The organism is Limosilactobacillus sp. (assembly GCF_022651205.1).
Classification (GTDB): Bacteria; Bacillota; Bacilli; order Lactobacillales; family Lactobacillaceae; genus Limosilactobacillus.
In genome coordinates this window covers 40469-51425 of the sequence record NZ_JALCQI010000008.1, presented here as the reverse complement: position 1 = coordinate 51425, position 10957 = coordinate 40469, and the positions used below count along the sequence as shown (strand labels likewise).

The 10957-nt window shown below is 44.1% G+C and carries 10 protein-coding genes; 9 read left to right on the top strand and 1 reads right to left on the bottom strand.

Going from position 1 to position 10957, the window contains the following annotated elements; translation table 11 throughout:
• Positions 1-738: 738 nt before the first annotated feature.
• Positions 739-1851 (top strand): PTS transporter subunit IIC, encoded by a 1113-nt coding sequence (locus LKJ51_RS03285; protein WP_291978821.1) that lies wholly within the window; start codon positions 739-741, stop codon positions 1849-1851.
• Positions 1852-2082: 231 nt separating this feature from the next.
• Positions 2083-3120, top strand: coding sequence for a hypothetical protein (locus LKJ51_RS03280; RefSeq protein ID WP_291978823.1), 1038 nt, complete (start codon positions 2083-2085; stop codon positions 3118-3120).
• Positions 3121-3531: 411 nt separating this feature from the next.
• On the opposite strand, the gene LKJ51_RS03275 is transcribed toward LKJ51_RS03280, so the two are convergent.
• Positions 3532-4515, bottom strand: a complete 984-nt coding sequence (locus LKJ51_RS03275) for an aldo/keto reductase (RefSeq protein WP_291978824.1) — start codon at positions 4513-4515, stop codon at positions 3532-3534.
• A 614-nt stretch (positions 4516-5129) separates the two neighbouring features.
• Between LKJ51_RS03275 and rsmG the strand changes: the two genes are divergently transcribed.
• The 7 genes from rsmG to LKJ51_RS03240 all read left to right on the top strand — a co-directional run bounded on the left by rsmG (position 5130) and on the right by LKJ51_RS03240 (position 10857).
• Positions 5130-5855: a 16S rRNA (guanine(527)-N(7))-methyltransferase RsmG gene (rsmG, locus tag LKJ51_RS03270; protein WP_291978826.1), complete on the top strand. Its 726-nt coding sequence runs from the start codon at positions 5130-5132 to the stop codon at positions 5853-5855.
• An 18-nt stretch (positions 5856-5873) separates the two neighbouring features.
• Positions 5874-6848, top strand: coding sequence for a nucleoid occlusion protein (locus tag LKJ51_RS03265; RefSeq protein ID WP_291978827.1), 975 nt, complete (start codon positions 5874-5876; stop codon positions 6846-6848).
• 11 nt (positions 6849-6859) lie between these two features.
• Positions 6860-7630 carry a ParA family protein gene (locus tag LKJ51_RS03260; RefSeq protein WP_291978828.1) on the top strand — a complete coding sequence of 257 codons (771 nt, stop codon included), beginning with the start codon at positions 6860-6862 and terminating at the stop codon, positions 7628-7630.
• On the top strand, positions 7617-8504 hold the full coding sequence (locus LKJ51_RS03255; RefSeq protein WP_291978830.1) for a ParB/RepB/Spo0J family partition protein: 888 nt from the start codon (positions 7617-7619) through the stop codon (positions 8502-8504). Before LKJ51_RS03260 ends, LKJ51_RS03255 begins: the two co-directional genes overlap by 14 nt.
• A gap of 15 nt (positions 8505-8519) precedes the next feature.
• Positions 8520-8720 (top strand): DUF951 domain-containing protein, encoded by a 201-nt coding sequence (locus tag LKJ51_RS03250; protein ID WP_291978831.1) that lies wholly within the window; start codon positions 8520-8522, stop codon positions 8718-8720.
• 34 nt (positions 8721-8754) lie between these two features.
• A complete protein-coding gene (gene ychF, locus LKJ51_RS03245) occupies positions 8755-9852 on the top strand; it encodes a redox-regulated ATPase YchF (protein ID WP_291978832.1) in 1098 nt (365 codons plus the stop codon).
• Between the two features lie 228 nt (positions 9853-10080).
• Entirely contained in the window at positions 10081-10857 is a 777-nt protein-coding gene (locus LKJ51_RS03240) for a DUF1129 domain-containing protein (RefSeq protein WP_291978833.1), read from the top strand.
• The last annotated feature ends 100 nt before the right edge of the window (positions 10858-10957 follow it).

Here is a 10957-nt window from a genome sequence, read left to right as displayed (position 1 = left end):
AGGGGACCTCTGTTTTTTAGTTTAAATGTAAAAATCTGGTATTGGTATAGAAAGTGAAATTTCTATATCAACACCAGATATTGTAGAGCCATTCAAAAAAGGTCAGAAAAATTTTCTGGCCTTTTTCTAATTCTAAGTAAGCAAAAGTGAATTGTTATTCATGAGTATTAGGACAAATATACTGAATATGTTCGATTGATAAAAGCGCTTTTATCATTGATGTGACGCGGTTAGTTTGACCTTTGAAAGCGGAGAATCTATACTAAAGGTGTGAAGGGATATTAAGTAATTTTTCATCGAACATCTTCTCATAATAAACTACGTTGAAGTATGTTGATATTAATCTGTAAAAAGTTAACAAAAACACACCCCACTCCACATAAAACATTTTAGTTTCCTTGAAAAGCATGTTTAGCTAATTACTTAATTTAAGAAGGCCATATTGACAGAGCCCTTACGATAATAATCTCAGCTTAGTTCTCCCATTGAAGAGCTACAGAACACAATCTAACGGATCTTGATACAATAGCATTACTTAATTATCCCTTCAGCGGAAGCACGGAGACTTGAAATTAGTCTCCGCTTTTTATTTTAAATTATGAATTCGTTTTCAACGACTAAGGATATATGGCTGGAATTAAAATAAAAAATAAATTAGAAATTAATTAGAAAAACTATTGATTTCATTAACGTCCCCATGTAGAATCAACAACATCAAAAATATTTAAGGAGGCGTTAATGATGGAAAACACTCAAGTTAATGCAAAACAAGCAAGTGCAACTTATGCTAACTCATCAGAACTAAAAGAGGCGGCATACCGAATTTTTGCGGCGGTGGCTAATGCTATTTTGGTCGTCTTGGGAGGAGGACTATTAACTCAAACCGTTGGGAACTTAACCGGACTTCACGTGTTAACTTTAGTTGGTGCAGAAGCACAAGTCCTCTTAGCGCCTGCTATTGGGGTTGCGGTTGCTTCACAGATGAATACTAATACTTTAGTAACATTCGCTTCAATGATCTCAGCTACTGTTGGTGCTAATGGGGTGCATTTTACAACAGCCGCAGTCCATGGAGCTACCGCAACTGGTCAAGCAGCAGTGTCTGTGGTTGGCTCACCAGTCTTTACCACTGGTCAACCAGTTTCCGCAGTGTTGGCCGCTGTTGTTGCTACACTAGTTGGTAAGTACCTAACTGGGAAGACCCCACTAGACATGGTCCTTGTACCATTTGGTGCCTTAGCTGTTGGAATTGCTTTCGGCCTCGTTGTTGCTTCTGTAGTTACTCCAGCATTGCTTGCGGTATCTGCCTACATTGCACATACCATGCAAGTATCACCAGTATTAGGTTCCGCTGTCATCTCTGTAGTTTGGGCGCTCTTCTTAATGACACCCGCTTCATCCGCAGCTCTTGCCGTAGCGTTAACTCTGGATCCTGTATCATCTGCCGCGGCTTTGATTGGGACTACTGCACAGTTCGTTGCCTTTACCGCAATGTCGTGGCGACAAAACAACTTGGGTGCTAATATAGCTCAAGGGGTGGTTACACCAAAGGTTCAATTCCCGAACCTCTTGATTAACCCATACTTGCTCGTACCTTCCGTGGTATCAGCTGCAGTTTGTGCACCGGTAGCGACCGTTCTCTTTGGCTTCCGGTCTACTTACACTCTTGGTGGACTTGGTCTAAACTCATTGATCGCTCCAATCGCTTACTTATCAAGAGGATGGGATCAGTTTGCTACTTATATGACATTTGGGGTTGTCACTCCAGCCGTTCTATCCGTTGTCTTTTACCTCTTATTGAAGAAGGCCGGTTACATCGGTGAGAATCAATTACACCTAGAACTCGTTTAATATTTAATTGGTATAAGGGCGCGTGACAGAAGTCATTCATGACTTCGTTTTCACGCCCCCGCAAGCATAAATAGGGCTTCAGCGGTCGGATTATCCGAGCACTGAAGCCCATTTGTGTACTGCGTCGTTTGTGTTTCATCTAGGTAATATAACTTATGTTACAGCACCTTTTTCGTTTAAAATAGTGATAGAATATATTGAAGCGTAGAAACCACGGGGAGGTTAATCACGGTGAATAATCACGGTTCAGATAGTGATAACAAGAAGAAAATCTCATTTGATATCAATACTGTTAAGGGAGCTGATGTTACTAGCAACAGTGACGATTCCTCTGCAGGGATGCCAGTCTTCTCGATCAAGAAGGGAAAAGCTCAGCCTAAAAAGGCGGCAACGGATGCTGCTGATTCAGGGGAAAATCAAGTGGTAGCTAGTGATGAGCCGGTATTTGAAATTAAGGATGAATCTCAACAAATGAGTACAGCTGTTTCAGCGGCTTCTAGTAGTTCAACTGATAGTGCGGCGGAGGCTCAACCACAAATAACGGTTCAGAGCAAAATCCCTGCTGCCCCTGTAAGTCCCGAATCTGCTGCAGATTCTCTTTCTGTTAATATTCCTGAACCTGAGCCGGCAAACACAGAATCATTAACTAGTGATACTAATAGTTCTGTGCAAGAAGCGGCTTCCTTGGCCACACCTACTGAACCAGTGAATAGTTCGGAAACAGTAGAGGATGACAATTCAGCTGCTGACGATGAAAGCGAAGAACCATCAATCGAACAACTATTAGCAGATATTGATAGTATCAATCAAGAGTTGGGTTCAGTTTCACCGGCCTTAAACGACTTAAGTGATTCTAATACTACAACTGTTAAGGCTAGTGAGAATCCAGCACAGGCTACTCGTGAAGCATATGAACGTGCGCTAGATGCTGTTGATTCGGGAGAAAATGAACCTGAATATGTAACTGAGCCAGAGTTTAATCCTGCTAGTCAGGCACAAACACCTCATACAGAGAAAGTTGAAAAAGTTGAACCAGCTTTAGAAACACCAGAAAGTGACCAACCACAAAGAAAACAATCAAAAGTTGAATGGAATGGGCCACAGGTTCAACATGAAAGAACTCGTGAACATCATGTTCGAGAGCGTCCTGCAGTAACTTCAGAACATCCCAGAACCGTTAGTCGAAAGCAGTACAAAGAAAAGAAACAATCAGGAGTTCTTGGCAAGAGCTTCTTAGCAATGTTGGGAATTGGTAATAAAGATAAATAATAGGGAGCGTAGCTAGTCTTTAGAAAGCACAAATAGGGCTTCGGCGTTCGGAATTTTCCGAGCACTGGAGCCCATTTGTGTACTGCATTGTTTGTATTTCCTAGGTAATGTAATTTATGTCACAGACTCATTTTTGGCTTTATTGGGGTGTGGTTGAGATCTGTTTAGACTAGCCTTTCACAGTAGCTGACTGAACTTTATATCCATAAAGTTCTAGTCATCCTTGCTAGGGTTCACAGACGAAAACAAGTTTTCTGGTTCACCGCTTCGAGCTAGAGCTCTAGGTAACACAGGTAAGATCGGTTCAGCCTAACCTTCCTCGAGCTAACGACCTCCACCTCCGACGGCAAGACGCCGTTCGGTGGAGAAATCGTTAGCCACCGGAAGGTTTTAACGGCTTCACACTCTATTTTAATCCGGGTCCTTCAACGATTTTCCGCTCTTGGTGTTCTTGAAGTGGTTGAAGGCTAATTCGATTGTTTGGTATTCGTCATCTGACAATGTAATGTCCATTGCTTTAGCGTTAGCGATGACTTGCTTGGCTTTCTTGGCACCAGGGATGACAACGGAAATTAGTGGGTTCTTGAGGTACCAAGCTAAGATGGTTTGCGCTACGGTTGCTTGGTGAGCATCGGCAATTTCACGAACTTTGTCGACGGCATCGAGGATGTTGCTGTATCGAGGTTCCTTGAAGTCGGCAATTTGACTCCGAATATCGTCTTCTGGGAAACTAACGTCCTTAACGTATTTACCAGTGAGCAATCCAGAAGCTAACGGGAAGTATGGGACAAAGCTGATTTGGTGATCGTGAAGGTAATCGAGCATCCCCTCCGTCAGGTGATCCTGGTGGAGAAGGCTGAATTCATCTTCAACAACGTCAACATAGCCGTCCGCGTTTGCTTCTTTAATTTGGTCTAGGCTAAAGTTTGAAATTCCAATTGCACGAATTTTTCCTTCTTCACGGAGCTTTTGAAGGGCACCGACTGCCTCAGCCTTTGGTGTGTCATGATCCGGGAAGTGAATGTAGTAGATATCAATGTAGTCGGTTCCCAACCGTTCCAAGCTCTTGTTAACCTGATCAGTTAGAAACTTCGGGTCGTTATTGATAACTTCCTCACCTGTTGAAAAGTCATGGGCACCTTTAGTAGCGATCACGATTTTGTGACGATCATAGTCCTTGATTGCCTGACCGACAAGTTCTTCTGAATGCCCAAGACCATATACATAGGCGGTATCCAAAAGGTTAATGCCGTTATCAAGAGCTGCTCTAACTAGCTTAATTCCGTCTTCATCTTTGAGATCGGGGAAAAGATTGTAGCCACCAACCGCGTTAGTCCCGAGGCCAAGCGGATTTGCCGTAACATCTGAGTGACCAATTTTAACTGTTTCTACCATTATAAAAGCTCCCTTCAATTTACTTGTAAGCGAATACATGCTGTAACTATTATTATATCGTGAATTGGCATTGAAGGCGATAAGAGATCGAGATGATTGCGGCGATTTAAGAAAAATTATAGAATAGTGATCCTTGGCAGGGGCGAGAGGCTGGCGATGAAACGCTGGCCTTTTTTCTTTGATAAAGTGGTTCTACTATTACATAGCAAAGATCTGCTCACCGTGACCGCAATCTCCGTCTAACGCTCTACCGCGACATAGTCTAAATGAGTTTCGCCCGAGTTTCCTAGGGCTAACAATTGTACTATTACATAGCAAAGATCTGCTCGCCAGGGACTTGCTAGAGCTAGCAACCTCCTTCCCCAGTAGCTAACTGAATTCTGCCACCAACAAGTTGGTAGTCAGAATCCTAGTTAGCCTTGTGAAGGTTCACAGACGAAAACAAGTTTTCTGGTTCACTCTTTAGGCGCAAGACGCCGTTCGGTGGAGAAATCGTTAGCCTTCCGGAAACTCTTTGGGGCGAAAGCACTCTTTTCCTCTTGAAAATCCCCTTTAATTAAGTTACAGTAGTAAAAGACGTGAAACAAAATTGTTTCACGAAAGGAGAAGTTAAAATGAATCCAGAACAATTTCAGCAAGCTTTAGCGGATCATGGGATTAATCTCAATGATGCACAAATGAAGCAGTTTGCTGATTATTACGATTTATTAGTTGCGACTAATGAGCACGTTAACTTAACACGAATTACTGAAAAAAAGGAAGTTTACCTTAAACACTTCTATGATTCCATTACGGGAGCATTTGCGGAGCCTAAACTAATGAATGACGACCTAAACCTATGTGACATTGGTGCTGGTGCGGGTTTTCCTTCGATCCCGCTAAAGATTGCCTTCCCACAATTAAAGGTGACGATTGTGGATTCACTGAATAAACGGATCACCTTTTTGCAGGAATTGGTAACAAAGTTAGGCTTATCTGCTGTGACCCTTGTTCATGACCGGGCGGAAACGTTTAGTGATAAGAAGAGTACCCACCGTGAGCAGTATGATGTGGTGACGGCTCGAGCGGTTGCACGATTATCTGTTCTGAGTGAACTATGTCTGCCTGCTGCTAAGGTCGGTGGTGAATTTATTGCCTACAAGGCCAGTGCAGCGGCGGAAGAAATCCAACAAGGCGGCACGGCAATTAAGAAACTTGGGGGCCAGATTCGGCAGACAGCAAAATTGGAACTGCCGGGAACTGATGAGGAACGCAACATTATCGTGATTGATAAGGTTTCCGCAACGCCGAAGAAGTTTCCGCGACGCCCTGGGTTGCCAAACAAGAAACCAATTCAATAAAAGTGAGGGAGAGAGAAAATGGCTTTTTCATTATTCGGTATCGGTAAAGATCATTCTGGTGATACGAAGAATAAGGTTGTTGAAATTAAGGTTGACCAAATTATCCCGAACCGCTATCAGCCACGGAAGGTCTTTGATCAAGACGGAATCCGTGAATTAGCGCAGACAATTGACGAACACGGCTTGTTGCAGCCAATTATTGTTCGTGAATACGAGTCGGCAAAGTATGAGATCATTGCTGGTGAGCGGCGCTATCGGGCGGTGAAATTATTAAACTGGGATACCGTTCCAGCAATTATTGAAAAGATGAGTGACAAGGAGACCGCCTCACTTGCTTTAATTGAAAATCTTCAGCGGTCACAATTAAGCTCTGTTGAAGAGGCCCAGGCTTATCGGCAATTGATGGATCTGAACCACTTGACCCAGTCCGCTTTAGCTAAGGGGATGGGAAAGAGTCAATCGTTCGTTGCTAATAAGTTGCGGTTGTTAAAACTGATTAAGCCGGTACAAACTGCAATCCTCGATCACCGGATTTCCGAGCGTCATGGGCGGGCAATGCTGGACTTAGACGAAAAGCAGCAGCGTGAAATGCTCATGCGGGTTGTTAATGAACGGTTAACTGTTCGGCAGACCGAAGATGAAGTTGCCAAGCTTCTTGGCCGTCCATTACCATCTGAAATTGCTAAACAGCGAGCTGAAAAGAAGCGGCAGGAATTGGCTGACCTTGAGGGGATGCCGACAGAAGAGCCTACTACTGAAAAGCAAGTTGCGGACCAAAAACAAGCAACGCCGAAGAAAAAGATAAAGACCAGCAAGCGGCGGAAGAAGACTGCAAGCAAGCAATCGGCTAAAGCTAACGATGCTCGCTTGGCATTGAATACAATTAAGAAATCAATTAAATTAGCAACCGACAATGGCTTCACTGTTACCACCCATGAAGAAGATAATGATGATACATACCAATTAGTCATTGAGATTCCGAAGAAACAGTAGGAGGGAAAAAGATGGGTTATGTTATTGCACTAGCAAACCAAAAGGGTGGCGTTGGTAAAACGACGACCAGTGTTAACCTGGGGGCCTGTTTAGCGGATGCTGGCAAAAAGGTTCTCTTGATTGACCTGGATCCTCAGGGAAACGCCACGAGTGGTTTGGGGGTTGACAAAAAGGACATTGAGGAAAGCGTCTACGATGTCCTAATCAATGATGTTGACCTGAAAGATGTCATTTTGAAGTCTAGCCACCACGGCCTAGATATTGTTCCCACAACGATTGCTCTTTCCGGTGCGGAGGTTGAGTTAACTAACCTTATGGCCCGGGAAACGCGGCTGAAAGATGCCTTTGGGGACGTTAAAGACGAATATGACTATATTTTGATTGATTGTCCCCCTTCGCTAGGCCTTTTGACGATCAACGCGTTTACTGCTTGTGATTCGATCTTGATTCCCGTTCAGAGTGAGTACTATGCTCTTGAAGGACTGAGCCAACTGTTAAATACAATTAAGCTGGTTCGTAAGCATTTTAACTCTGACCTAAAGATCGAAGGTGTCCTCTTGACAATGTACGATAAGCGGACAAATTTGGGGCAGCAGGTTAACGCCGAAGTCAAGAAGTACTTTGGCGATCAGGTTTATGAAACGATCATTCCCCGGAACGTTCGGTTGTCTGAAGCACCGAGTCACGGACAAGCAATTGTTGATTACGATAAACGGTCAACGGGAGCAAAGGTTTACCAACAATTAGCAAAGGAAGTGTTAGCTCGTCATGGCGAAAAATAAACAAAGCGGATTAGGTCGCGGGATCGAGGCGCTCTTTGAAGAGAACGATTTGAACGAGATTAATGATAACGAAACCGTTCAAGACGTTAAATTGTCATTAATTCGGCCTAACCCATACCAACCGCGACGGACGTTTGACCAAAAGGCACTCCGCGAACTAGCATCCTCAATTCAGAAGTCGGGAGTGTTCCAGCCAATCATTTTGCGGCAACCGGATCCCAAGTTGAAACGCTATGAACTGATTGCCGGTGAACGGCGCTTCCGGGCTTCTAAGCTAGCTCACCAGTCAACTATTCCAGCCATTATTCGGCAAATGAGTGACGAAAAGATGATGGAAGTTGCTGTCTTGGAGAACCTCCAACGTGAAGACCTAACTCCTTTAGAGGAAGCCCAGGCCTATCAAACGTTAATGGACAAACTCTCATTAACGCAGGCGCAGGTTGCTGAACGACTGGGTAAGAGTCGACCATATATTGCCAACTACCTTCGATTATTAGGTTTGCCAAATGAAATTAAGGAATTAGTTTCTGCCGGCAAGCTTTCGATGGGCCAGGCGCGGACACTCTTAGGGTTGAAGGATCGGCAACAACTGGTTAAACTTGCTCGACGTGCTGTTGAGAAGAACTTAACCGTCCGTCAGCTTGAAGAATTAGTTGCACAGATGAACGGAACGGCTGAGAAGAAAAAGGTTAAACGGCGTCAACGTAAACCAGCTTACGTTCGTGAAGCTGAATCGCAACTTCAAAGTAAGTTTGGGACGAAGGTTGCGGTGGCACCAAGTCGGAAGAAGAATACCGGGAAGATTGAGATCCCGTATACTTCGGTCGATGATTTTAACCGAATTATGGAAGTTTTGAATATTTCATTAGATTAGGGAGGATGATCACTGATGGCAGCATATGATAAGGGTGATATTGTAATGATGAAGAAGCAACATCCGTGTGGTACCAATCGGTGGTTAATCACGCGTGTCGGTGCGGATATTAAGATCCAATGCACTGGTTGCGGCCACATTGTAATGATGACGCGGCAAAAGTTTGATAAGGGCTTCAAGAAGGTCCTGGAAAATGCTACCGATTCAGAAGACTAATTAAAAATAAATTGAAAAGGAAAGTGAACAACTTATGTCATTAACTGCAGGAATCGTTGGGTTACCAAACGTTGGTAAGTCAACCTTGTTTAACGCAATTACTAAAGCAGGAGCCGAAATGGCGAACTACCCATTTGCAACGATTGATCCAAATGTGGGGATGGTCGAAGTTCCAGATAACCGCCTTCAACGGATTGACGAAATTATCCCAGCCAAGAAGATCGTGCCAACGACCTTTGAATTTACTGATATTGCCGGAATCGTTAAGGGTGCCAGTAAGGGTGAAGGACTTGGTAACAAGTTCTTGGAAAACATTCGGCAAACCGATGCGATTGTTCACGTTGTGCGGGCATTCGATGATAACGACATCACTAGTGTTACCGGGAAGGTTGATCCAATTGATGATATTGATACTATCAACTTGGAATTGGTAATGGCTGACTTGGATGCCGTTAATAAGCGTTTAGCGAAAGTTCAACGTGCTGCTAAGGGTCGCGATAAGGATGCTTTGGCTGAACTAGATGTGTTAAACAAGATTAAGCCGGTTCTTGAAGACGGCAAGAGTGTGCGGTCAATTGACTTTAACGATGATGAAAAGCAAATCGTCAAGGGACTCTTCTTGCTAACCAGTAAGCCAGTTCTTTATGTTGCTAACATCTCTGAAGATGACATGGCTGATCCTGATGCTAACAAGTACATGGACCAAATCAAGGAACACGTTAAGGGCGATGGTGAAGTAATCGGTGTTGCTGCCGCTGCTGAAGAACAAATCGCCGAAATGGACGAAGCTGATAAGGCTGACTTCCTTGAAATGGAAGGGGTTAAGGAACCAGGATTGAACCGTTTGATCCGTGCTGCCTACAAGCTTCTTGGCCTTGAAACCTTCTTTACCGCTGGTGGTCCCGAAACCCGTGCCTGGACATTCAAGAAGGGCACCAAGGCTCCTCAAGCTGCCGGAATCATTCACTCTGACTTCGAACGTGGTTTCATTCGTGCCGAAGTTATGAGCTTCGACGACCTCGACAAACTCGGATCCGAAGCCGCCGTCAAAGAAGCCGGTAAACTCCGCCTTGAAGGTAAAGATTACGTCATGCAAGACGGCGACATTGTGGAGTTTAGGTTCAATGTTTAGAGTGCGAGCCCGTTAAAACCTTCCGGTGGCTAACGATTTCTCCACCGAACGGCGTCTTGCCGTCGGAGGTGGAGGTCGTTAGCTCAAGGAAGGTTAGGGCGAGCAGATCTTGACTATGTAGCAGTAGGAAACTCGGGCGAGGGAGTGAACCAAGAAACTTGTTTCCGTTTGTTTCGACTGTGTCGCAGTAGAACCATCCATATCAAGCAATAAGAGAGGAGTCTCATTGTGAGCGAAAACCAACCACGGAATGCTCAAGCTGGTCAACGACAAAAAGAACACCTTAAAGAAGACCGGCGTGAAGCAGGAAATGCAATTAGTAAACACAATTTAACAAAGAAAAACGAAGAATTCGTCTTCCAACTAAACAAGCAACTCGAACGTCAAGGCGTCGCAAAGGAAAAGCGGCCTGAGATTGTTCAGGATACAATTACCCAACTTAAGGAAGGACAGAAGACCGGTAAGACCGCTAAGGCATTGTTCGGAACACCAACCGAATATGTTAAGGATTTGAAGGATCCAAAGAAGAATAACCAGGCTAACCATATGTCCAAGCAGTCAATCAAGCTACTAGCAATTGATAACATGGTAATCTTCTTTAGTATCTTTACCTTTATGTTTGGCCTGATGTTCTGGCTATCACCAAATACAATGAAGATGACCCACTATGGTAGCAGTGGCCTGTTGGCAATTATCTTAGTGTCAGTTTCTGGTGGTCTCTTATATGGTTACGTGGCCTCCCAGTTACAACCAGTCAAGAAGAACGGTAAGTGGGTTCAAGCTAAGTCACTATGGTTCCGGATCCTGACCGTGGCATTCGGTCTGGTTGTTTGGCTAGCCGTCTACATGGCTTCAAGCTTGTTACCAAACGTAATTAACCCACGTTTGAACGCATGGGCTTACATCATTCTTGGTGTTCTTGCCTTCGGTGGAGATATCGTCTTCCGTCGCAAGTATCACATTACCGGTGCTTTCTACGGTAACCGGGGTAATCGGCGTAAGTAAATTAGTAATTAAAAAGCGGAAACGCAACGTTAAATCCAATTTTAGGGTTTATAGTAGCGATTCCGCTTTTTTAGATCTGGTTGATGTTGCTTAATTCTTC

Excerpts from the sequence above, each read along its gene's own strand:
- LKJ51_RS03285 (WP_291978821.1), top strand. The coding sequence starts at position 739 with ATGATGGAAAACACTCAAGTTAATGCAAAACAAGCAAGTGCAACTTAT.
- LKJ51_RS03275 (WP_291978824.1), bottom strand. The coding sequence starts at position 4,515 with ATGGTAGAAACAGTTAAAATTGGTCACTCAGATGTTACGGCAAATCCG.
- rsmG (WP_291978826.1), top strand. The coding sequence starts at position 5,130 with ATGAATCCAGAACAATTTCAGCAAGCTTTAGCGGATCATGGGATTAAT.
- LKJ51_RS03265 (WP_291978827.1), top strand. The coding sequence starts at position 5,874 with ATGGCTTTTTCATTATTCGGTATCGGTAAAGATCATTCTGGTGATACG.
- LKJ51_RS03260 (WP_291978828.1), top strand. The coding sequence starts at position 6,860 with ATGGGTTATGTTATTGCACTAGCAAACCAAAAGGGTGGCGTTGGTAAA.
- LKJ51_RS03255 (WP_291978830.1), top strand. The coding sequence starts at position 7,617 with ATGGCGAAAAATAAACAAAGCGGATTAGGTCGCGGGATCGAGGCGCTC.
- LKJ51_RS03250 (WP_291978831.1), top strand. The coding sequence starts at position 8,520 with ATGGCAGCATATGATAAGGGTGATATTGTAATGATGAAGAAGCAACAT.
- ychF (WP_291978832.1), top strand. The coding sequence starts at position 8,755 with ATGTCATTAACTGCAGGAATCGTTGGGTTACCAAACGTTGGTAAGTCA.